Origin of the sequence: Streptococcus sp. HN38, assembly GCF_028335765.1 — a bacterium.
GTDB lineage: Bacteria > Bacillota > Bacilli > Lactobacillales > Streptococcaceae > Streptococcus > Streptococcus suis_P.
Map to the genome: position 1 here is coordinate 1562310 of NZ_CP116604.1, position 24584 is coordinate 1586893.

Genomic DNA, 24584 nt, shown 5'->3' on the forward strand with positions numbered 1-24584 from the left:
AGTCTATATAATAAACGAAATTTTCACTTTTTTTACCACTACATGCTAGAAAGGGCTCCACTATGTCAAAATTACATCATGTTAAATCCTACTTAGAAGCCAACAAAATGGACTTGGCCATCTTCTCTGATCCAGTTAGCATCTATTATCTGACTGGCTATCATAGTGATCCTCATGAACGCCACATGATGCTCTTTGTTATGCCTGACCACGACTCACTACTCTTTCTCCCTGCCTTGGATGTAGAGCGTGCGGTTTCGACTGTTGATTTTCCTGTAGCCGGCTATATGGACTCAGAAAATCCATGGCAGATTATCAAGAGCAAATTACCACAAAAAACATTCTCTGCTATCGGTGCTGAGTTTGACAATCTCAATTTGACTCGATACCATGGTTTGCAGTCTATTTTTGACCAGCCTTTCTCTGATTTGACACCACTAATCAACACCATGAAATTGATTAAGTCCCGTGATGAGATTGACAAGATGCTGATTGCCGGTGAGTTTGCGGACAAGGCCATGCAGGTTGGCTTTGACAATATCTCCCTTGATGTAACCGAAACTGATATTATTGCTCAGATTGAATTTGAGATGAAAAAACAGGGCATTTCAAAGATGAGTTTTGATACCATGGTCTTGACAGGTAACAATGCTGCAAATCCACACGGTATTCCCTCAACAAACAAAATCGAGAATAACGCTCTGCTATTGTTCGACCTAGGCGTGGAAACTTTGGGTTATACGTCTGATATGACACGGACTGTCGCTGTCGGTAAACCTGATCAGTTTAAAAAAGATATTTACAACTTGACTCTGGAGGCTCACATGGCCGCGGTCAATATGATTAAGCCTGGTGTGACTGCTGGCGAGATTGACTATGCCGCTCGCTCTGTGATTGAAAAAGCAGGTTATGGCGAGTACTTCAACCACCGACTCGGTCACGGTTTGGGAATGAGTGTCCACGAGTTCCCATCGATTATGGAAGGCAATGATTTAGTCATCGAAGAAGGTATGTGTTTCTCGGTAGAGCCAGGTATTTACATCCCTGGAAAAGTTGGTGTTCGTATCGAGGATTGTGGTTACGTTACCAAAAATGGCTTTGAAGTCTTTACAAAAACACCAAAAGAATTACTGTATTTTGAAGGGTAAAAAACAAGCCTCCTACGATTTTGTAGGAGGTCATTTTGTTTAGAAATTTCTACCGTTTTTACCGTAACCGTATTTTTCCATAAAGTCTTGACGGAATTCCAAAAGGTTGTCATCCATGATTGCTTGACGGACATTTTTCATCAAATTAATCAAGAAGTAGAGGTTGTGATAACTTGTCAAACGAATACCAAACGTCTCGTCGGCCTTAAGTAAATGGCGGAGATACGCACGTGTGTAGTTTTTACATGTGTAGCAATCGCACTCTGGATCTAACGGTGTAAAGTCCTCAGCGAACTGAGCATTTTTCACCACAAGACGTCCACGACTGGTCATACAGGTTCCATTACGCGCAATACGTGTTGGTAATACACAGTCAAACATATCAACCCCACGAATTACGCCATCAATCAAGCTATCTGGTGCTCCAACACCCATGAGATAGCGTGGTTTATTCTCCGGTAAAAGAGGGGTCGTGAAGTCCAGTACAGCATTCATTTCATCGTGTGTTTCACCAACAGCCAATCCTCCAATGGAGTATCCTGGAAAATCCATGCTAACCAAATCATGGGCTGATTGGCGACGAAGATCTTCAAAACCAGCACCTTGTACAATACCAAATAAACCTTGGTCATGCGGACGGCGGTGAGCCTTGAGACCACGTTCTGCCCAACGACTTGTTCTTTCGATGGATTTTTTTACATAGTCATAAGGCTGGTAGAACTGCGGACACTCATCAAAGCTCATCATAATGTCAGAGCCAAGATTGTTCTGAATGGAAATAGCTTTTTCAGGTGACAAGAACATCTTGCTGCCGTTGAGGTGGTTTTTAAAGGTCACCCCTTCTTCTGAGATATTACGGCTATCCGCCAAAGAATAAACCTGAAAGCCACCTGAGTCAGTCAGAATCGGTTGATCCCAATTCATAAATTTGTGCAAACCACCTGCACGCGCCACCAATTCGTCACCTGGACGAAGCCACAAATGATAGGTATTCGATAGGATAATTCCTGAACCCATCGCCTTTAATTCTTCAGGCGACATGGTTTTTACCGTTGCCTGAGTTCCAACTGGCATAAACATCGGAGTTGGAAAGGTCCCGTGTGGGGTAATGATTTCGCCCAAACGTGCACCTGTGTGCTTTTCTTTCTTAATCAAGCGATACTTGATTGGAACATCTGTCATGTTTTATTTACCTCCCGCTAGGAAAAACAGTCCTAGGATATTAGTTCTGGATTTACAGTTCAGCTCTTTCATATCATCCATAAAAGCACTTTACCTGGAAATACAGTTTCTCAATCTTGCATGGTCTAATCCATCAGAATGTCTTTAATGTTCTCGCTTATTTCAGCGATATTTACCTTGTCTTCTACTTATTTAATAGTAAATAGACAGGCGCATCACAGCAAACTGACAAATTCCCACAGCACCTTCCAGTCTATCAAAAAAAGCCTAGCTTGTCATCTAGAATTATGTTACAATATTCAGCAAGGAGGTTATGTAGATGTTTACAATTTATAATATACGTGAGCGGGCTCGCCAAACACTAAATGAGACACCTGGTATCTATCAATTGGCTGTCATCCCCGTCACTATTTCTGTTATCGTTCAGTTAATTTCTTTCTCTCGCAATAGCCTTGCTGGAGTAACAGCTGAGGAACTTGCTAGTCCTAGCTACTTTATTTCTACCTCCTTGTTTCCACTATTTTACGGATTGCTATTAGGACTACTGCACTTATCCATTATATGCACTATATTTCATCTTATCAAAGGGGTAAAAACTTCCACATCATTTAAAGATATGCTGATGATTTTCAATCATAAAGATTTCTGGAAAATCTTTCGAACCTACATCTTAAAAAGTTTCTTGCTCTTCCTTTGGGGACTACTGTTTTACCTTGGTATTGTTTTACTTATCGGTGCTGGAACGATGATTACAATCATAGCTGCATCCAGTCAATCCTTAGACCCTGATGCACTTCCTATGGAAATCCTTGCCATACTAGGGCTAATGGCCATGGGAGGTATCCTACTTATGGTTTTAGGAATTGCTCTTTATATTCCACAATTCTATGCTTATTCACAGGTAGAATATATCTTGTTTGAGCAATTAGAACGCAAGGAATATACAGGCGCTTTTTCAATCATTCGGTCTAGTCGAAAGTTGATGAAAGGTTACAAGTTTAAACGCTTTACACTTGATTTATCCTTCATTGGCTGGTTCCTTCTTGTCATTATTACATTTGGCCTGGCTGGTTTATATGTATGGCCGTATCACTATGCTGCACAAATGCACTTCCATGAAGAAATTTTAGATGATCAGGCTAAGAAAATGAGTTACGTATAAAAATAAGAGCGATATCTGCTCTTATTTTTATATACACTTTTATGTCTATATTTAAGAAAAAAATATAGTAATAATTGGTAAAAACATTTGGATTGTGTTATACTATGACTGAGGAGCAACAAAGGACTATTTTAGCCTGCTTGGTATTGGAGCAGATTTCTTCCTTTCTATTTTTTACGCCATGTGTAGTAATTTGTTCCAATTCTAAGTGCTCCTCCTTAGAGTCATCCGGCAGTTCAATGGTTCATTGAACTGCTTTTTCGATGAAAAAAGTCGGATAAATATACCCGACTTATTAGTATTGTTCTTTCATTTCAAGATATTCAATCTTGATACATTTATTCATGACAATATCGTTACGACCTGCCTGACGCAATAGTTTTTCTGCTTCTTGACTTTCTAAACCGAGTTGAGCCCAGAAAACTTTGGCATTCGACTGGATAAATTCCTGTGCTACCTCTGGTAAAAATTCACTTCTGCGGAAAACATCTACAATATCAATAGGTTGGTCAATCTCTGCTAGACTACTATAGACCAACTCGCCTAAAATAGTCCCACCAGCAGCCTTGGGATTAACTGGAATAATTTTATAGCCCGCTTCCTGCATGAGCTTGGAAACGCGGTAGGCTGCTGTCTCTTCTCGACTAGACAAACCGACCACTGCAATGGTTTTAGCATTTTTCAGATAGTCAAAGATAATGTCCTGACTAGGATTTTGGAAGGAATAAGACATAGAGACCTCCTTTAATGTATATTAAATGTTAGAATCAATAAAAGTTTAATGAATAAGGTGTGCTATACCACAATCTTGTCAATTTCAACTCGTTACTGATTATAGCTTGTCTACCTTGATTATTTTTTAGCAATTTGGTACACGACATCCTTAACTTGCCCGATAACCTTTTTAAGGTTGGTCCGATCTTTATCGGTTCCTGGATCTAAGGAATAATAGATCGAACCCACAACCACGGAGTCATCATAAGCAGCTGTTGATTCCATCCGATAAAAAGTCAGACGAGCTAATTTTTGATCTGTTAATAACTGTCGCCCAACCTGCCATTCCTGACCATTGATTGTGACAACCGTCTTTTCACTGAAAGAATGATTTGTTTCAAGCATCCGTGCTTCTAATTCCTCCGGCGTCATATTGCGACCATCTTCCAGTGGAGACTGATTAAAAGCATTGATATTATAGAGTTGGACCATGTAATTGCTGGAACCTTCTTTAACATCGTAGACTGCAGCGACCGTCTCATCCTGAGTATTTTCTGCATTAATTGTCCAAGTAGATGGCACATCATAATAACGGAAATATTCCTTGATATTCCCATTTTCATCTTTTTCAGCAACACCATTATTGGCCGCATAAATCTTGTGGCCTTTTTGTGTTTCGTCAGCAGGTGGTGTACTATTAACAGCTACAAGCTCTGCATTTGCTAGAACATTGAACTGTTCGTTCGTAGTATCCTGCTTTTCTTGCAAAATCGGTAAAGTGGTTGAAAACTCTTCCCCTGAGGAAGCTGGTGTTTTCTCTGCCTTCTGCGCTGTTTTTCCACAACCTGCGAGCAGAAGACTACATAGACCAATACAAAGAACTATCTTTTTCATACTCTTCCTTTCTTACTTAGCTTCATACCATGTCGGTCCCTCATTTTCATCCACAATCAATGGTACAGACAGGCTAATCGCCGATTCCATGGTCTCTTTTACCATGGCTTTTACCGTTTCTAGCTCTGCCACTGGGACTTCCAAAACAATCTCATCGTGTACTTGCAATAACATACGTGTCGTAAGACCTGCTTCAGTCAAAGCCTTGTCGAGATTAATCATGGCTACTTTGAGAATATCTGCGGCCGAACCTTGAATTGGTGAGTTGATGGCTGTTCGTTCCGCAAAATTACGGACATTGAAATTGCGAGAGTTTATATCTGGTAATTCACGACGGCGTTTGTAAATCGTCTCTACATAACCCTTATCACGTGCCTCACGAACAATGGTTTCCATGTAATTCTTAATTCCTGGGAAGCGTTCAAAATAGGTATCGATATAGGCTTTAGCTTCCTTACGTGTAATCCCCAAGTTATTGGATAGACCGAAATCTGAAATACCATAGACGACACCGAAGTTTACAGCCTTGGCATTCCGACGGTCATTTGGTGTCACATCCTCAGCTTTTTCGATACCGAAGACCCGCATAGCTGTCGAAGTGTGAATATCTGCACCTTGCTGGAAGGCCTCAATCAAATGCTTGTCCTGAGAAATATGAGCCAAAACGCGCAATTCAATCTGTGAATAGTCCGATGCCAAAAGGACACTATTTTCAAGCGATGGCACAAATGCCTTACGAATCAAGCGCCCTTGTTCTAGACGAACAGGAATATTTTGCAAGTTAGGGTCCGTCGAAGATAGGCGACCTGTTTGTGTCAAATCCTGTACATAGCGGGTATGGATCTTACCATCTTCTAAAATGGCATCCTGCAAGCCGACTACATAAGTTGATTGAAGCTTGGTAATCTGACGGTATTCCAAGATTTTTGAAACAACTGGTGCAATTGGCGCTAATCGTTCTAAGACATCTACTGCTGTTGAATAGCCTGTCTTGGTTTTCTTGGTATATTCCAACGGTAATCCCATCTCTTCAAAGAGAATGGTCCCAAGCTGCTTAGGCGAATTGATATTAAATTCCTGACCAGCTAGTTCATAGATTTCCTTGGTCAACTGGTCAATCAAAACTTCGTTTTCAGATTGCATAGCTTTGAGAGTCTCAGCTTCCACTTTAATACCAGCAATTTCCATCTTAGCTAAAACATTTGCCAGTGGTAACTCCATGTCAAACAAAAGATCTAATTGCTGATTTTCTTCTAATTTGGTCAACATCGGCTCTTCTGTCTCAATCAAAACCTGAACCTTACGTGCCAAGTGTGGGAAAAAGATCTCGCGTTCTGGCAAGTCTAACTTAGCACCCTTGCCATAAACTGTCTCATCTGGAACAAGACTAGTCTGACCATAGAGATTGGCAATGGTTGTTAGGGAATTGTCCTCAACGGTGGAAAGCAAGTATTTGGCTAGACGGCTATCGAAAGTAGCTGGAGGTAGCGTAATCTCTTTTCGGTCGAGAAGAACTTTTCCACGCTTGAAGTCATAGGTTTTTATGGTTTGTTTTTCTAAAAAGTCACGCAAGACTGGACTATCAAGTAGCTCAGGCCCTCCGACATAGATTTTCTCCTTATCTCCCCAAGCTAAACCAACCAAATCCTCTCGGTGATAATTTTCACCCAAGATTTCAAAATAGAAAAACTGGTCTTGTTTGAGCATAGCGGGGCTGATTTCCGTTACGATTTGGAAATCGAGTATCGCTTCCTCTTGCGAGCTGGTCGTACCTAACTGAGCCCTTAATTGCTTGAAGCCCATATCATCGTAGAATTGTCCTAGCTCTTCTAGCTTTGGGCCTTGATAAACAATGTCATCCAGACCAATTTCGATTGGAGCATTGGTGTCAATGGTGGCAAGGGTTCGAGAAAGAAATGCTTGTTCCTTATCCGCAATCAGGTTTTCTTTCATCTTAGATGCCTTCATGCTGTCAATGTTTTCGTAGATACCATCCAAAGAACCAAATTCTGTCAGGAGTTTTAGACCTGTTTTTTCACCGATTTTGGTCACGCCTGGGATGTTATCGGACTTATCTCCCATTAGAGCCTTGAGGTCAATAAACTGAGTGGGGGTAATCCCCATTTTTTCCATGAGGTAGGCTGGAGTAAATTCTTCGAATTCGGCTACGCCTTTCTTAGAAATCTCGACTACGGTGTTTTCGTCTGTCAGCTGGATCAAGTCCTTGTCACCGCTGACAATGGTCACATCGAAAGGAATCTCTGTCCGCTCTGCCATTTTGTCCAAGGTACCGATAATATCATCTGCCTCATACTGATCCAGTTCGTAATGCTTGACTCCCATGGCATCCAACATCTGACGGATAAAAGGAAACTGCTCACGGAATTCGTCTGGAGTCTTGGCACGACCTGCCTTATAGTCTGCATACATCTCCGTACGGAAAGTGGTCTTTCCAGCATCAAAAGCCACAAGAATGTGGGTCGGCTCAATCCGCTTCATCATGTGGTCCAGCATGAGATTGAAGCCGTAGATAGCATTGGTGTGAAGACCGTTGGCATTCTTGAAACGATCAATTTGATTATAAAGTGCAAAGAAAGCACGGAAGGCTACCGAAGAGCCATCGATTAATAATAATTTATTTTTTTTCATGTTTCTATTATAGCATGGATGGGGGAGTTTTGTGGGTGATGGAGGGCTGGAATAACAGAAAATCCCAGTCAGCGACTAGGATTTTTCTTTTCGATAATAAATGTTCTTTGCGACTACTAAACTATGTGGCTTTTCAAATTCTTGATCCAGATAAGATTGGTAGGTTCCAGGTGCGATAAATCCACGCATACCAAGTATATCGGTTCCAGCTTGTCCAATCACAGAATCACGGGAGTTTGACAGTTTGAAACCACCAAAAGTGTCACAAACGTTGATGTGACGCTATTTTTTTGTCAAATTCTCGCACATTTTTATTGCGTACTTTCTCGTACTGTGGTATAATAGAGTGAGGTGCGAATCCATGAGAGTTAAAAAATCAGTATCTAAAAATACTATCAACTATGCCATTATCAAAGATATCAAGGTCGGAAACAAACGGACATCAACCATTGTCGAAAATCTCGGCAATCATGAAACTCTTCAACAGCTACATCCCGAAATGGAACCAATGGAATGGGCAAAATTGCGGGCTAAAGAGTTAACCGAACTTGATAAAGAAGATAAACAAGAAATATTAGTCAAACTTCATGAGAATAAACAGTTGAAACAAAATCAACGAAATGAATATCATGGGGGATATTTGTTTCTACAGAATATCTATTACCAATTAGGATTGGATAAAATCTGTCAAGATATTCAGAAAAGGTATCACTTTAGTTTTCAATTAGATACCATACTGTCACGCCTCTTGTACGGTAGGATACTATCCCCATCTTCTAAACGTTCTACCGCTCAATTCTCACAAACCCTTCTAGAGCCTACAACTATTGAACTCCAACATCTCTACCGGGGATTAGAAATTATTGCCAAAGAAACAGATTTCATTCAGGAACAACTGTACAAACGTTCAACTGCACTTGCCTCTCGTAAAACAGATGTTCTCTATTACGACTGTACAAATTTCTATTTCGAAATTGAGGAAGAAGATGAGGAAGGAAAACTGAGACAATACGGTTATTCTAAGGAACATCGGCCGAATCCAATTGTTCAAATGGGGCTGTTTATGGACTCTCAAGGAATTCCATTAGCTTTCTCCGTCACACCTGGTAATACGAATGAACAGACGACTATGAAACCTTTGGAGAAGAAGATTATCAAGGATTTTGAAAAAGCCCAATTTGTGGTCTGTACAGATGCTGGACTATCTTCTATCGGAAACAAACGCTACAATAATATCAGCGGGAGAGCCTTTGTCACAACTCAATCTATCAAAAAGTTAAAGAAAGAAGACAAAGACTGGGCTATAGCTTCTACAGGTTGGCGGTTGATGGGAGATAAGTCCGGGACATTCTATGATATTTCTACACTAGACGAGCGCGACCCAGACCTTCTCTATAGACAAGTCTTTTACAAAGAATGTCCTTTACCACAAGATGGTCTAGAAGACCAACGATTGATTGTAACCTTCTCAGCTAAATACAGAGATTACCAAAGAAAGATACGCGAACGCCAGATTCAACGTGCTTCAAAATGGCTGGGAAAACCAGCTGACTACAAAAAGAAACAATCTACAGATCCCAAGCGTTTCCTAAAAGTAACAGAGACAACAAGGGATGGAGAAATAGCTGAGAAGACCTTTCTAGAGTTGGATGAAGAACGAATTGTTTCTGAAGCTAGATTTGATGGGATTTATGCAGTAACATCAAACTTAGACGATACGATTGAGACCATTGTTTCCATTAATCAGAGAAGATGGGAAATTGAAGAATGTTTCCGTATTATGAAGCATGAATTGAAAGCTAGACCAGTTTATTTAAGTCGAGAAGATCGTATTTCTGCTCACTTTACAACTTGCTTTCTTGCTCTTATACTCTATCGTTACTTAGAGCTGGCGGTTCAGAAGCAATTCACATGTACTGAACTCATTGAAACCTTACGTTCATACACCTTTAAGTATCTGCCTGGTTTTGGTTATCTACCTAACTACACTCGGACGGCTATTACTGACCAGCTGCATCAGACATTTGGATTCAGAAGTGATTATCAAATTCTAAGCGAAAAAAAGATGAAAAAAATTTTACAATCGTCAAAATCGAGAAAAAGTACGCATTTTTGATATAAAAAGAAAACCTCGCTAAACCCTTGATATGCATAGGGTTAGGGAGGTTTTTGTCTTGTAAAACTGTCAAAGACGGGATTATAGCATGGATGGGGGAGTTTTGTGGGTGATGGAGGGCTGGAATAACAGAAAATCCCAGTCAGCGACTAGGATTTTTCTTTTCGATAATAAATGTTCTTTGCGACTACTAAACTATGTGGCTTTTCAAATTCTTGATCCAGATAAGATTGGTAGGTTCCAGGTGCGATAAATCCACGCATACCAAGTATATCGGTTCCAGCTTGTCCAATCACAGAATCAGCCAGAAGAACGCAATTAGTAGATAGGACGAAATAGGTTTTAAATTTAGACTTTCTAAATTTGAATAATTCCGCATGTATTGCCTCTTTCATTCGATAGGCATACATTTCAATCGGCTGGCCATCGGCTGTTTTCGATACTTTTTCAGGACTTGGATTCCAAGGTAGGAGCAGATTATCAATGTCAGCCAATCGAGCCTCAACTGCTTCTTCCTGTTCAGGTGTCAGGCTTAGCTGATAACCCAACATAGTCATTCCTTCTTGATTACAGAAGTCAATATAGGCTTGGCGCTCTGCTTTGAACAAGACTCCATCACCAATCGCACCACCCAAACGCTCAGACAGGACATCGTATGAACCATAACCATAAACCTGTCCTTTGTAACTCAAATCAACATGTCCAACTGCTCCGAACCCTTCTTCCCCAACGTGTACAAAGACTTCTAATGCTGGAAGCTCCGCAATTTCTTTGTGGCGGTTGTAGATAGACTGAGCCGTTTGTCCCTTATTATCCGCCAAGTAATCATTGACTTTTTGCAGGGTCATACGAGGAATCAAAGCTGCTAAAAATAAAGGTAGGGGCAAACGGACATGGCGCTTAAGATTTTGTTGCTCAATAGCCTCCTCAAACAAGAAACCATCACGCAGATTAGTTAGTCCGTACAAGACCAGATAACCTCCGATGACAATGGTTTGAACAACCAGCTGTGTGCCTGACACAAATAGGGAAGCTGAACCTAGTAAGGATAACCAAATTCCATCTATTAAATAGCGAATCCGTGGCTGTACCCCATCTTTTCGATATAGATAAAAAGTGATAAAATTAATGACTGCCGTAAAAAGCTGATAAATCCCAACAAAAATAGCCGCGAAATAGAGGGGAATTTGAACAGCTAAATCGAGACTGGCTAGGATCCCGAAAAGAACAGCCTTCCCAACTAGCGCAATGACACTTTCACTCGATTTCTTCTTTCTGAAAAATATCATGCTCAATTCATATAAAGCTAAAAAGAATAGACCTGCGTGAACAAATCGAAGAATCAGTCTTGGAAATTGCCAACCAGCAATTAAAAATCCAATACCGATGAAGACTAAGATTAGACCTTCTCCAACTAATTTTCGACCTGTTAATCCTAAATCACTTATTTTTTTCATGAGATGATTATAGCATATTTCTAGACTTATGTTTGCAAAAAAATCCTAGATGCACTAGGATTTTTTTGCTTTATAGCTGTGTTTCTCATATTTCAAATTAGTTCACAATACAAACTATCCGCTTCCGTGTTTTCAGGCTCGGGTTAGAGGCTGGGCAAAAAGCCCAGCACCACTTCTTAGAGTTCGTGTCAACATCTCAGCGCAGTGGTTGATTGGCGGATTTGTTCGTGTTTTACACTCCAAATCTGACCATTACGACTGATGCGAACAGAGTTCGCTTCATTTCCAACCTCCAACAGTCACTACTCTGACTGTTGGAGCTATGCGGGGGTGGGAGTGAAACAGTCTGGGAATAGACTGTTTCAGCTCAACAACTAGAAATATGGACTTGTTGACGAACTCTTTTTAGACCACTCGAGTTCTTTCCCACTCCCTAATCAACTGACTTCAAGGCCTCCAGCATATCCACCTTTCTCAGATGGTGATTGACATACCAACCAAGAGCAGCCAAAATTCCACTAATGGCTAAGATAGGAATGAGATAGACTTCTAGTCCGACAGATGGATTGAAGCGGATACTGTCCGAACCAATCATGGCAAGAAGGAGCTTGTGGAGATAAATACCGCTAACCAGTCCAACCAACATACCAATCAGCGAAAGGGCAATGGTTTCACGATAGATGTACATGGTCACCTCTTTATTGTGGAAGCCCAGTACCTTGATAGTGGATAATTCACGAATCCGTTCGGACATATTGATAATTGTAAGGTTGTAAAGAATAACCAAGCCAAGCAAGATGGATAGAATGACTAGAATGGTCATGATGGTCTGAAGCGAGCCCGCAATCGTGGTAAGCATGTCTATAAGAGAAGTATTTTGAACCAAACTTCTGACTGCTGGCATCACTAGGAGTTGACTTGCAAGAGTCTGAATATGCCCCAACTGCCTGTCTTTCAACTGAACCAAATAGGCATTGGCAGTCTTCTGCTTGCCGGTCACTTGTTCGTAGTAGCTATCTGTCATATAGATAAAATGTCCTGCGTACATATCAGCCACAGCCTCTACCCTGACTGAAACTTCCTTATCTTCCAAGGTCAGTGATAACTTATCACCAACTGAGACCCCGTAGATTTGCGCCAATTTTTCTGTGAGAACAATCCCCCTGTCACTCAGCTGGATAGCTTTACCAGAAGAATTTTCAAGACTGACTAGATTTCCCAAGTCCTGACGGTCTGAAATATACAGTCCAATGGAAATATTCTTTCTCTGACCGTTTTCTTCCACCGTTTGATTGAGCTGTTCAAAAGCCACTGGCAAGGATTGGCGAACCTGATCTGACTGAAGAAAATGTGTTAACTTATCCAACTCTTCCTCAGTAGCTCTGCTATTTTCCACCACCAACATATCATAATGGATCAGCTCCCCAAACTGTCGTTGGACAACTCCTGAGATGGAGGAACGGATACCCAATCCTCCAAAAAGAAGGGCGACGGTCCCTGCTACTCCAAAGATGGTCATAAGCATACGAAGCTTGTAGCGGAAGATATTGCGGGCTGTCACCTTGTGGGTGAAGCTCAGGCGGGACCAGATAGCTGGCCATTTTTCTAGCCAAATGCTGGAGCCTGTAACCGGTGGCTTAGGTAAAAGTAGCTGAGCAGGTTTTTCTGTCAGCTCCCGACGAGCCACCAAGTAAGCTGGCAGGACCGAGGAAGCCAAAGACAGAAGCAAGGCTAAACCTGTCCAAAGGGGATAAAAATGAAGTTTAGCTGGTCCAATCACGGTTGTCTGCGTAATAATGTCGGAAATAAGTGGAGACAAGAGGAGATTACCTGCTATTATACCGACTATTGTTCCTACCAGACCTGCCGCCAAACCATAGAGAATGAACTTAGCCATAATCTGTCTATTCGTATAGCCAAGGGCCTTGAGGAGACCTGACTGTGTTCGCTCTTCATCGACAAAACGGGCCATGGTGGTAAAAGTCACTAGAGCTGCGACAAGGTAGAGAACAACTGGGAAGACATTGCCCACTGCAGCAATAGACCTAGTCGCATTGCTATAGGTAGTATAGCCATCTCCACCTGGTAGGCTTGATCGAGTATAGACCTGATAGGGCGCTTTTTCCAGCTTACTTAAGTCGGATTTAGCCTGAGCAATCTCGGTTTGAGCTTGGCTAATTTCTTGATCGGCCGTGGCTTTCTTCTCAGAAAATTGGGATTGAGCTTGACTTAACTCTTTATCAGCCTCCTCCAAACGGAGTTCTTCCTGACGGAGCAGTTGATTTGAAGACTCTAACTGACTCAGTCCCCATTCATAGTCTTCTACTCCTTTATTGTAGGCTACAATGCCTTGTTCATACTGACTCAAACCTGCTTGATAACGGGCCAAACCTGCCTGATATTCTTGTTTCCAAGTTTGGTACTGGGCTAGATTGCTATTGTATTCATTTTGTTTGGTTTGATAGTAATCATAACCTTGTAAATAGGCTTGGTTGGCCTGCTCATGTGCAGATTCCATTTGGTCTAATCGGCTTTTCTCAACATCCAAACCTTCCTGTCTAGCCAACAAGTCAGGATAGTCTGAGAGGGTTTGACCTTCTTGCAAGTGATTGGCAATTTCAAGGTCTAACTCTTTCTGAGCTTGAAACCAACTAGCTCGCCCTGTGGAAATCTGAGATGCGGTCTGACTCAGTTGGGCATTTTGGGAATCCAGTTGCTGTTTAGCACTTTCCAAGCGTTGAGCAGTTTCAAGTAGTCCCTCGTGACTTACATCCAAAAAAGATTTGCTTTGGTCTAGTTTATCCTTCTGGCTGTCCAACTCTTTTTTACTTTCATCCAATTGAAACTTGGTTTGCAACAATTGAGCAAGGACGGTTCGCAATTCCATTTCCGATTGAACTAGTTTAGCTCTACCACGCGCAAACTCACTGCGACCACTTGCGAGCTGGTCTTTCCCAGATGCCAATTCTCCTGCTGCTTGATCCAGCTGAGATTGAGCCTGAGCAATTTCCTCTTCCCCTTTTGAAATATTTGTCTGTCCATCTGACTGAATAGTTGCTAATCGTTGTTCATCATTGTTAGCCAATAACTTTTCTAAGTCTTCTTGGTGCTGGTCCAACCTGTCTTGATAGGCCTGACTGTAATATGGTAAATCAACCAAATCATCATAGCGAATACGGGCAATAGTGTAAACTTCTGATTTGAAGGTATCCTGACTAACAAGGCCATAGCCACCTAACTGCCCATCACCACTTGCAGCCATGCCCATGGTTTCATTGTCCCAAATTTCTGACGAAGCCACAAAACCAACAACTTTAAAGGTGGTTTGGGTCAGGATGGTGCCATCCTTGTCAGGCTCGTTTACTTGAAATGTATCTCCCAATTGATAGCTTGCTTGCAAGGAAAGAGACAGAGCAATTTGCCCCTTTTGACTGGGCATTTCCCCTTCTACTACCTTATAGGTCGATAGGTTCTGGGGAGCTGAAAACAGCCGAATTGCAGTCTGGCCTTCATTAGTAACCACATCTTTAAAGTAGCCCGCTTCAAGAGTAGCACCTTCTATCGTTTCTAATTCGTCAAGGTCAGCTTGACTAAGTCCCAGACCTGAAATTACCGCCAAATCCATCGTTCGATAACTGGCTATATAGGCTTGGGCCGTCTTTTCCATATTTGGAGCTGTTACTTTCAGACCTGTTAAAGCTAGAGCTCCTAGCATCATCAGGCTAAAGATGGACAAAAAACGCCCCTTGGAAGAAAGCAGAGATTGCCTCATATCCTTCCAGTAGATTTTCTTTTTCATAGTTTCACCCACTAATATTCTAGGCTTGCAATATCCTGCGGATCTGCGTTTAGCTCAACAGAGTGCACACGGGCATCCCGCATCCGAATGACCCTGTCTGCAATAGGGGCTAGGGAACTATTGTGGGTCACGATAATCACCGTTGCCCCTTGCTTGCGGGACATATTTTGCAGGATTTGCAAGACCTGCTTACCTGTTTGGTAATCCAGAGCGCCTGTCGGTTCATCGCAAAGCAAAATTTTAGGCTTTTTGGCAACAGCACGGGCAATGGCAACCCGCTGCTGCTCACCGCCTGAAAGCTGAGCAGGGAAATTATTAATTCGATGGCCAAGTCCGACCTGTTCCAAGACTTCCTCGGCATCCAAGGCATCCTTGACAATTTCTGCAGCTAATTCCACATTTTCCTTAGCGGTCAGATTGGCAACCAAGTTATAAAATTGAAAGACAAAGCCTACATCATCTCTACGATAATTGGTCAGTTCATGACTTGAAAGCTTGGCAATATCCACACCGTCAATCCAAACTTCCCCCTCGTCATTGCTATCCATGCCTCCCAAGATATTAAGCAGAGTGGATTTACCCGCACCAGATGAGCCAAGAATGATGACCAACTCACCCTGCTCAATCTCAAAGGACACGCTGTCATTGGCCACAATGGTCGCATCCCCCATTTGATAGTATTTTGACGAATTGATTACTTGGATATAGGACATGGTACACCTCGCTTTTCTTAGTAATATTATAACATAAAGAGGCTGGGACAAAAGTCCTGGCCTCCTTAGTTTTTTTCAATAGTTAAACTTGACGCAGTGGTTGAGTGGGCTCTAATTAGCTGATTTTATCAGCTTTTACAGCCCTACTCAACTGTGCGGGGGTGGGACGATAAAATCGAACCCTGCGGGTTACCGATTTTTGTCCCACTCCCTTAACATCTATTATACTTGGGCAATGGCAGAGCCACCATAGAGTTTGAGTTCTTCTCTGATGGTTTGGTAGTAATAGCGATCGAAGGCCTGCCAAGCCTGCCTGCTAGTTTCACTCAATCGCAGATCACCTAATCCAACTAGAAAACTGGTCGAACGATAAAATTTCTCAATCGCAATCAGTTCAGAATTGGTAACAGACTCGGCCTCCGACAATATGCGTGTCGTCTCTGTCAGATTATGTTGCAATCGCTGTTCATCAGCTGTTCCTACTTTATCTGCTTGGAAGGCCCGATTCAAGTCTTGAATGAGAGCCAAAACGTCTTGAATAATCTGTGTCTTTTCCATAAAAGACCCTCCTTGTTTTTAATAAATTTAGTATATCAAATTAGACAAAAATATTCAAGTCCCTTACTTTTTCATAATATTGATGACCCCAGGATCAAATCCATCAGAAGTTCTCGTAACGGTTCGTTTTACAGGAAAAATTACCATTACGATTGCGAGAAGCAGACAAATCATTGTAACTATCCGTTTCATACATACCTCCTTTTTTATATAACTAATTTTTCAATATATTTCCTTACCCATTGTTACTAAAAAATTCTTCAATGACAAATATAACTTTGTATTTCCTTGTAACTTGTATAAAACTAGTGCCTGCTCATACAAGTCTAAAACTTCATCTTCTCTCAATAAGCCTTTGCTGATATTTCCCAACAAACATAGTAAATCTGGCAATAAAAAACTACTATTATAAGCATTCAATTGGTTGATCAGCTCTGTCACTTCATCTAAAGCTAAGTTCGTCTGTTTTCGTTTTAGAAGAAATCTAGCATAATTGTAACCAATCTTTATATAGGCTTGAAAGTCAGCATTGATTGATAAATCAAGCTTATTCACCTCTGATTTTACATTGCTGACCAACTCCATATATTTGTCATCTTCACCAACTTCACCTAGAAAAATAGTGTAACTGTTCAAAAAATCTAAATAAAAATAGTAATGAGGAGCGATAATAGCATTTAGTCTATCAAACTCTTTTATCGCAAAATCCCTTTCATTGTATAAGTAAAATTGAACCAAGATAAAAATATAATCTAAATAAGCCTTATCTTCCTCATTCAATAAGTGCCTGCTTTCTACCTCTTTCACATACAATTGCTCTACAATTTCATAATTTCTGAGAAGCAATTGTTGGGAGAAAATAGTTCGTATTTTTCCTATACTATGCCTACTTTCTTGAACAAATTCCTCAAAAAAATAATTCATAGTCACACCCAGCCTATTAGACAATAGGAAAAGGATTTCCGATGAGGGAGAAAGGTTGGTATTTTCTATTCTACTAATCAAACTCTGCTCACAAATATCCTTAGCTAAAGCACTCTGAGTCAGTCCAAGTTCTTTTCTTCGTTGCTTAAAACGACTACCACTTATACTATTCATAACATACTCCAAATTTATTTAAGAATATTATACTCTTTTTTAAAATGAATATCATCATTTTTATATTAATATTTTCATTTTATATTGACTACATTTAAAAATATTGATATAATAGTATACAGAGAAGATATTTTCTATAAATAAATGCAGAATATAACATGAAAAAGATTGTTTTGCGTTCAGCCTTGCTACTATCTATCATTAGCCCAATAGTAACAACTACAACTCTATCTGTAAATGCTGAAACCTCGCTAAGAGTTGCAGCACTCCCTCGTTCCTATTACATTAACAGTAAATTATTCGTAGTTAAAAAGCTAACTCAAACTAGATACTACGATGAATATCCACACGGTGTAAAGTACGATGGCTATTTACGCTTAACCGATTATCAAAAAACTAGTGACGGTTATTACTTAGCCTACTATGCAGGAACTATCTCTAGATAAAAATTAATTCCTGTCTCTACAATCTCTTCTCTTTTGGAGGTATCTATGTTTCAAATTGAAGGTAAGCTATTTTTCCGTAGCAAGAAAAACTTAGTCGCTATCTTGGTCTTGTTGATGACGATTCTAGCTAGTTCCCTTCTAGCAGGCTACCACAATCGCCAGGCCAAGCTAAAGGTCATCCAACACTATGAACAGTCTGTCCAAAATTTTGAAAATATCATACAAGATTTAGAAACACAGTATCAGACTCAAACTCTCAGTGAAGAGGATTACCAGGCTGAAAAAACATTCTTTACAAACTATATCGCCAACTTCCAAAAGGAGATTGAGGCGGTCAAGAAGGAGGACTGGACCTATTTTTATGAGAAAAATATCCAGCACTATCAGCAGGATGGTCAATACATCAGCCTTTCCTACCAAAGCTATGATTTTACCCCACAAACCATCGAAAATACCTTCTTGATGTCCAAGTATCTGTTAGAAAAGGAGATACCCTCTGCCTTTCCAACTGAGCTTTACCTGACAGCCTTTGAAAATCCCAAAACACCAACAGACAGAGAAATCGTCAAGAGCCTGGGCCAACAGGCCTTAAAAGGAACCAGTCTTGAAATCTGGCAGGGTCAAAAACAGCTAGGCCTGGTCATCAGCCTTCCTCTCTTTCTTCTCGTTTTCACCAATTTTTTCATCAAAGACCAGCAGGGAACTAGCCGACAGATTCGACTTTTGCAAACTCTAGGTCTGAGTAGGATTCGGATTACTACTAATAAATACCTAGCCTTCCTAACACTCTATACTGCCCTCTTTCTCACCCTCTATCTGAGCCATTTGCTCATCGCGTTTTTGCTAAATGGAAATAGTAGTTGGATCTATCCTGTCACCACCTATAGCAGTAGGGGACTGGCTTACAGTTTTATCACCACAACCATTAAACCTATTTACCAAGTCATCTTGCTGGCCTGTGGCATGCACTATCTCTACCTGCTATTTTTGCTGGGAGTGGCACAGACCTTGGCTAGAGTCTTAAAAAATGGACTGGCTGGACTGGTTGTCACACTAGGACTTGTCATCTCTGCCAACTTCTATCCCCATATCTTCAATCCATTTAGCCTATGGAATGCAGGCAATCTGGCGGACGGAAGTGCTATCATCTACCAGCAATTAACAGGATACAGCATTCCAAAAGTCTTTACGGTTCTTCTCATCAGTAACCTGCTCATCTATTGCCTGCAATTCTATCTCCTGACAAGAAAAAGTGAGGTCTAACCATGCGATTATCCATTCACAATTTGTGCAAATCCTACGGGAAAAAGAAAATACTAGACCAGCTAAACCTAGAACTGGTGGAACCTGGAATCTGGGCCCTGATTGGACCAAATGGAGCTGGAAAGACAACCCTCCTCGATTGCATTGCCAATCTGCAATCCTTTGATTCGGGAGAGATTTCTATAAACGGCAAGAAGCACGATAATCCAAATGTCTACAAAACCTTTGCCTACCTGCAGGACAACCGTGTCCTCTACCCTGAATTGACTGGGCTGGAACACTTGCGATTGGTCCAGACTATCCAAGGTTTACCCAAAGAGCGGATTGAGGAAGTCATCCAAGAAATCGGAATCCGTGATTATGTGAAGATCCCTGTCAAAAATTATTCCCTGGGAATGAAGCAACATCTCCTGCTGGCAATCGGTATTATGAACAAGCCCCAGGTCATGCTCTTGGATGAACCCCTGAACGGCTTGGACCCGACTAGCTACATTCAAACCCGAAAACTGCTCCAGAAACTAGCCAAAAGTGGTTCAACCATTATCGTGTCTTCCCACCAATTAAACGAAGTGGACCAGCTAACCGACCAGCTGCTCTTTCTCAAACAGGGAAAAATCATTGAGTGGAAACTGGAACAGGTTGGGCGACAATATGCCATTCAGACTAGTGACAATCAGACAGTGTATCAGAAACTTGGGCAAGTGAAGGGACTGACTTTGGCCAATGATAGCATTCAGGTAGACACGAGTGTTCACAGTCTGCATTTCTATCTAGACCAGCTCATGGCTTGTCAGGTAGAAATTTTGGATATTAGCGTTCAGGAGCACCAGTCCGAAGAAATCTATAAAGAACTATTTGAATAGGGAGGTCTGACTATGAATCTACTGCTCCTTTTCATTCTACGACTGAAACGCAATGCCATTTTTCTATCCCTGATAACCGCTATCGCCCTTATCCCACTTGCCCTGTCCTATCGGAATGTCCTAGAGTCCGAAAACCTGCGATTTGAGGATCGAGCCCGTATCATACAAGTCAAAAAAGAAGCTGAAATTGTCTTGTATGCTGACGATAAGGAAGCTCAAGCCTTAGACCAGGAAAGCATGGATTATTATAAAAAACTCTTGGAACTGACGACCACCTACTTAGAAAAGGAACATATCCAAGGAAAAAGTCAGGAGGTCTTGGAAACGGAGTTAGAACTCTACCAGACCATGCAAAACTGGGAGGCAAACGGGCACAATATCAATCATTTTACAAACAGCGAACTGGCAGAACGTATCACAGTCTATAAAAAAGTTCTAGAGCAAACTCTTACCTTTCACTATCCTACTGCTCCCAAGGATTTTTATCTGACCTTGTTGCAAGTTCTTCCAGCTAGTAACTATATGATTCCTCTCGTCATCTGCTGTCTCTTAGTCTGGCTCCTGCTGACCGACCTTTCCAAACATCGTGGTCTCCTCTTTATCAACGGACTATCCCCTGGTCAATATGCCTCTAGCCTGACCTTACTTGCTCTTCTCCTCCAAGTTGCTATCTATGCTCTCATCCTGTTCATGCTACTTCTATTGGCACATCAGTTCCAATTTACCTTCCAAGAAAAGTATCCCATTGTGATTGGCACAAATACTCTCTCAACCATATCTGTCAGGGAACAATTACAGAAACTCCTGCTGGAAATGGCTGGAGTGACAGGTTTCTATCTGACCTTTATCCGATTAGCAACTGCTAAAGCCCTACAAACGTACAAGCGAAAATAGGCCACCTCGAAAATGGTGGCTTTTTGAATGCAAAAAACGATGCCAGTTCGGCATCGTTATATCTTGATACAAGCCAAGCCACAATCCAACATGGATACCTGTTTATGATGAGTAATCATCCTAATCACCCTTTCTGATGCTAACATCAGCATAGGCATCTATTTTGAGGATACTTGCCTTGTTAGATCCTTCTTCAGGAACTTCTAGTAACTTCGCCCCACTATTCAACTTGACATCATAACTTCCATCGTAACTTCTAGGCAGAGTAATATCTACAGTACCGTTCCATGTATCAACATAAACTTTTTTAAAAGTAGCCCCCTTTGCCAATTCAATTTTTGCTTTTAAACTACTCTTCCCACTTGCTACGGTAACTAACTTAAAACCCTTTTTACCCAATGGTATATAAGCATCGTTTTCACTAATATCTGCCTTCTCAAGTGTTGACATTGCTGCTTCAGAAATTTTCCCTGTCAAACTAATCGTCGTCACTTCTTGGTCTGTTTCTACAATTTCAAGTTCAAAAGGTTGCTCACTACCATAGATTTCAATTGTATTCATCTCTTTGCCTGTTACTGTCCAAGACTTAGCAACCTCTATATCTGTTTTGCCACTCTCTAAACTTAGGTAAATCGCAACTCCTAAAAAAGTAATGATTAAAATGAAAAATGGAATTATTTTTTTCATTACAAGTGTCCTCCTTAAACTATTTAAACTCTCTACTAGAAAAAAGTAAGTACGAACTCAATAAATAGACAACACTAAATATCAATGCAATAAGACTAGACGGAGTAAAAAATTCTGTTTGATTAGTGATTAACTTTACCTGATTAAATAGAAAGAAATGAGAAAAGACATCATTTGCCAAAAGACTTGTTGTAACATACGAAACTAAATTATCAAACATCAAGACAATCATGGTATAAATAAGGTAGGCTTGATAAATCTTATCTACATACTGAAAAATGAACAGACATAGTAGCGAAAAACAGAGATGAAATGGCAGCTGTTTAATAAGTAGGTCAAATGATTCACTCACATCTACTTGTCCATTCAAAAAAATTCTACATACAATTACTGTAAAAAATAGTAAAAGCGTATATGCAAAACACAAGGACAAAGTTTCAAGCAATTTATAAAGGTAGACTGAAAATCGAGAGGAACTTTTTATGATTGCATGGTTAATGGTGCGATTGGTAAATTCTTCTCCCCAGACTAGATTACAAGCACTTGAGAAGAATAGAGGAATAAACCCTGCCACTGATGATAAAATAATCGTAATGCCTCCTTGTCCATCAGTTTCTCTCATCAGATAAGCGAAGAGTACTCCTAAAAGAATCACCAGAGAGACTGGAAAAAATAAACTCCTTTCTTTCCATACCCTATAAAAGTCTGATTTCACTTTATGGAACATAAGGAACCTCCTCTCTTGTAATCAAAGATAGATAATAGGATTCAAAACTCGGTTGAAATTTAATGATTTCCTCGATTTGAATCTCGTTTTTCCGTAAACAATCAATAATCCAGCTAGTTGAATTCCCAATTTCTGAAAGCTCAATTCCTTCTTCGGTCACTATCGCCTCAATTCCCTCGGAAAGTAACACTTCAAGCGCTTCATGCTCCTTATCCACTCTAACAATCCGTTTGGTTTGGAGTAGGTTTTGCAAGGCATCTTTTTGTATTATTTGCAACACTTTTCCTTTGCTCATGATGATATACTTGTCAACGACTAAGTCTAATTCAGACAAGATATGGCTTGAAACTAGAATGGTCATACGATATTCATTTTTCAAAAGCAGAAGAATCTCACGAATTTCCTTAATACCCACAGGGTCCAGACCGTTTATTGGCTCATCTAATATGAGTAGTTTGGGCCAATCACAGATAGCCAAGGCTATTGCCAAACGTTGCTTCATTCCAAGAGAAAAATCTTTCACTTTTTTCTTAGAATCTACACCCTCAAGTCCAACCATTCGTAATAGATTTTTGACTTTGTCTTTATCCGCTCCGATTCCTAAACCAATCATTTGAACACGAAGATTGTCGCCTGCAGATAAATGGGGATACAGAGCAGGTGACTCTACTATACAGGAAACACCTTGACTCTCTAAACCGCTTATTTCACCAGAATTACTCGAAATCAATCCTGCAAGAATTCGAATTAAAGTAGTCTTTCCAGCACCATTTTCTCCCACTAGACCACAAATTTCTCCACAGTTAATATCAAAACTAATATTATCTAGAACTTTTTGCTTTCCGTAAGTTTTGGATACTGCTGTAACATTTAATAATGTATTTGCCATAGCAACCTCCTAAAAAGAAAAGTCGATAGAAAAGTGACAAACTATCGACCAGTCAAGTTATTAAATTATTTGGTGAACGGAACCATGTAAACTAATCCCAGCAAAGGAAACCGATTCCATACCAATAGTATAGACAAATTTGACCAGCTGTTATTTTTGTTTTTTCTCTCATTTTCAATTTTCTCATGACAGGCCTTTTGTAACCCCTTTCATTTATAGATTATCACAACTCTTTTATCTTGTCAATACATAAAATAACCAATTTATATTTTTTAATATTGTATGCAAATATGTATATTTTGAACGATGTAATTAAAAGAATTTTGCGAATTAAAAACGCAGAAATCATGTTAGCAAATTGGCTAATTCCCTGCGTTTAAATATGTACAACCCAATATTTTTATCTACGATCAACTCTTGCCAATCTTCAGGTCATTGGGGTTCTTAGATTTTGTCTTCTTCTATATATCGCTCCAAATTCAATTCCATTTGTCGGTTAGCATCCAATTTATATAAAAAATATGCCTGACGAAAATGTTGTTTCGCACTCTCTGTGTTTCCAAGTTCTTCATGGACATTACCTAGTAAACAAAATAAATCGGGTAATGAATAATAGCTTCTGTGTGACCTACAAAATTCGATGGCCTTTGTGATGCTAGCTATAGCTTGGATGTAATCCTTCTTTAGCCATAGGTAACGTGAAATGTTATATTGAAGCTTGATTTTTAATTCCAATTCTTCAATCGTGATAGGTTGGAAATTATCCGTTTTTTCTATCAGTCTTTCAAATTGTACATCAAATAATTCTTCATCATTAACATCAAAATAAAAATTTAGAAGTGTATTTGATACTTGTAAAAAAAATAAATTAGAACTCTCCAATTTTTCTAGTAAATATTCCATTTTAGATATGGCTTCCTTCTTTTTATCATAAAAATAAAAATCGACTAATCCACCTATCCACTCTATGTATAATTGATTTGCTACCGATAAACGATGTTTATTATTAGACTCCAATTCATAAACATATCGTAGTCCTTGATAGTCTCTATGGACTAAGAAATTTCGGACAACAGTTTTAAATTCTACTAATTCCTCCTCCTGCTCAGAAACAGTGTCTTCAAAAAAGTAATTCATCGAAACATTTAGTTTTTTTGATAATTCAAAAAGCAATTCAGAGCCTGGAGTATAGGCGCCACTCTCAATTCTACTAATTTGACCTTGTTTACATACACCTTCTGCCAATTCTTTCTGAGATAATTTCATCTCTTTTCTTTTTTGTTTTAACCTAGAACCTAGTTGTATACTCATTATTGTTACCTCAC

General features: G+C 40.2%; 20 protein-coding genes. 7 read left to right on the forward strand and 13 right to left on the reverse strand.

The features are described 5' to 3' along the window. Positions 1-62: 62 nt before the first annotated feature. On the forward strand, positions 63-1148 hold the full coding sequence (locus tag PHA78_RS07460) for a M24 family metallopeptidase (RefSeq protein ID WP_099807081.1): 1086 nt from the start codon (positions 63-65) through the stop codon (positions 1146-1148). Positions 1149-1187: 39 nt separating this feature from the next. On the opposite strand, the gene tgt is transcribed toward PHA78_RS07460, so the two are convergent. Beyond that, positions 1188-2330 (reverse strand): tRNA guanosine(34) transglycosylase Tgt, encoded by a 1143-nt coding sequence (gene tgt, locus PHA78_RS07465; RefSeq protein WP_002935810.1) that lies wholly within the window; start codon positions 2328-2330, stop codon positions 1188-1190. A gap of 319 nt (positions 2331-2649) precedes the next feature. On the opposite strand from tgt, the gene PHA78_RS07470 reads away from it, so the two are divergent. Continuing rightward, positions 2650-3492, forward strand: a complete 843-nt coding sequence (locus PHA78_RS07470; RefSeq protein ID WP_024376341.1) for a DUF975 family protein — start codon at positions 2650-2652, stop codon at positions 3490-3492. Between the two features lie 295 nt (positions 3493-3787). Here PHA78_RS07470 and PHA78_RS07475 read toward each other — a convergent pair whose 3' ends face one another. From PHA78_RS07475 to polA, 3 genes are all read right to left on the reverse strand, one after another. Continuing rightward, the gene (locus tag PHA78_RS07475; RefSeq protein WP_014636445.1) at positions 3788-4225 is read right to left on the reverse strand and encodes a CoA-binding protein; all 438 of its coding nucleotides are present in this window, start codon (positions 4223-4225) and stop codon (positions 3788-3790) included. A 119-nt stretch (positions 4226-4344) separates the two neighbouring features. Next, positions 4345-5100 (reverse strand): hypothetical protein, encoded by a 756-nt coding sequence (locus PHA78_RS07480; protein WP_024376622.1) that lies wholly within the window; start codon positions 5098-5100, stop codon positions 4345-4347. 12 nt (positions 5101-5112) lie between these two features. Then, entirely contained in the window at positions 5113-7749 is a 2637-nt protein-coding gene (gene polA, locus PHA78_RS07485; RefSeq protein ID WP_024376623.1) for a DNA polymerase I, read from the reverse strand. Positions 7750-8110: 361 nt separating this feature from the next. On the opposite strand from polA, the gene PHA78_RS07490 reads away from it, so the two are divergent. Then, on the forward strand, positions 8111-9865 hold the full coding sequence (locus tag PHA78_RS07490; RefSeq protein ID WP_272157915.1) for an IS1634 family transposase: 1755 nt from the start codon (positions 8111-8113) through the stop codon (positions 9863-9865). A gap of 149 nt (positions 9866-10014) precedes the next feature. Here the strand turns inward: PHA78_RS07490 and PHA78_RS07495 are convergent, their stop codons facing one another. From PHA78_RS07495 to PHA78_RS07515, 5 genes are all read right to left on the reverse strand, one after another. Continuing rightward, positions 10015-11322 carry a hypothetical protein gene (locus PHA78_RS07495; RefSeq protein WP_032500491.1) on the reverse strand — a complete coding sequence of 436 codons (1308 nt, stop codon included), beginning with the start codon at positions 11320-11322 and terminating at the stop codon, positions 10015-10017. Between the two features lie 433 nt (positions 11323-11755). Next, the gene (locus tag PHA78_RS07500) at positions 11756-15121 is read right to left on the reverse strand and encodes an FtsX-like permease family protein (RefSeq protein WP_099807253.1); all 3366 of its coding nucleotides are present in this window, start codon (positions 15119-15121) and stop codon (positions 11756-11758) included. Between the two features lie 11 nt (positions 15122-15132). After that, entirely contained in the window at positions 15133-15834 is a 702-nt protein-coding gene (locus PHA78_RS07505; protein ID WP_099807252.1) for an ABC transporter ATP-binding protein, read from the reverse strand. 222 nt (positions 15835-16056) lie between these two features. Beyond that, the gene (locus PHA78_RS07510) at positions 16057-16392 is read right to left on the reverse strand and encodes a hypothetical protein (RefSeq protein WP_029178158.1); all 336 of its coding nucleotides are present in this window, start codon (positions 16390-16392) and stop codon (positions 16057-16059) included. 222 nt (positions 16393-16614) lie between these two features. Next, positions 16615-17490 carry a helix-turn-helix domain-containing protein gene (locus PHA78_RS07515; protein WP_024376632.1) on the reverse strand — a complete coding sequence of 292 codons (876 nt, stop codon included), beginning with the start codon at positions 17488-17490 and terminating at the stop codon, positions 16615-16617. Positions 17491-17648: 158 nt separating this feature from the next. Here PHA78_RS07515 and PHA78_RS07520 point away from each other — a divergent pair, with 158 nt between their 5' ends. Genes PHA78_RS07520 through PHA78_RS07535 form a run of 4 tightly spaced genes read left to right on the forward strand, consistent with a single transcriptional unit; the run spans position 17649 to position 20956 of the window. Beyond that, positions 17649-17936, forward strand: a complete 288-nt coding sequence (locus tag PHA78_RS07520) for a hypothetical protein (protein ID WP_029180309.1) — start codon at positions 17649-17651, stop codon at positions 17934-17936. A 45-nt stretch (positions 17937-17981) separates the two neighbouring features. Beyond that, on the forward strand, positions 17982-19199 hold the full coding sequence (locus PHA78_RS07525) for a hypothetical protein (RefSeq protein WP_272157919.1): 1218 nt from the start codon (positions 17982-17984) through the stop codon (positions 19197-19199). A gap of 2 nt (positions 19200-19201) precedes the next feature. Further along, positions 19202-20062 (forward strand): ABC transporter ATP-binding protein, encoded by an 861-nt coding sequence (locus PHA78_RS07530; protein WP_272157920.1) that lies wholly within the window; start codon positions 19202-19204, stop codon positions 20060-20062. Between the two features lie 12 nt (positions 20063-20074). Further along, positions 20075-20956: a hypothetical protein gene (locus tag PHA78_RS07535; protein WP_272157921.1), complete on the forward strand. Its 882-nt coding sequence runs from the start codon at positions 20075-20077 to the stop codon at positions 20954-20956. 120 nt (positions 20957-21076) lie between these two features. Here PHA78_RS07535 and PHA78_RS07540 read toward each other — a convergent pair whose 3' ends face one another. The 4 genes from PHA78_RS07540 to PHA78_RS07555 form a co-directional block, all read right to left on the reverse strand. After that, complete coding sequence (locus PHA78_RS07540; RefSeq protein ID WP_029876118.1) at positions 21077-21643, reverse strand: hypothetical protein; 567 nt, start codon at positions 21641-21643, stop codon at positions 21077-21079. A 19-nt stretch (positions 21644-21662) separates the two neighbouring features. After that, positions 21663-22370, reverse strand: coding sequence for a hypothetical protein (locus PHA78_RS07545; RefSeq protein ID WP_272157922.1), 708 nt, complete (start codon positions 22368-22370; stop codon positions 21663-21665). Beyond that, positions 22360-23259, reverse strand: coding sequence for an ATP-binding cassette domain-containing protein (locus PHA78_RS07550; RefSeq protein WP_272157923.1), 900 nt, complete (start codon positions 23257-23259; stop codon positions 22360-22362). Before PHA78_RS07550 ends, PHA78_RS07545 begins: the two co-directional genes overlap by 11 nt. Positions 23260-23703: 444 nt before the next feature. Next, positions 23704-24570 carry a helix-turn-helix domain-containing protein gene (locus PHA78_RS07555; protein WP_029173932.1) on the reverse strand — a complete coding sequence of 289 codons (867 nt, stop codon included), beginning with the start codon at positions 24568-24570 and terminating at the stop codon, positions 23704-23706. Positions 24571-24584 lie beyond the last annotated feature (14 nt).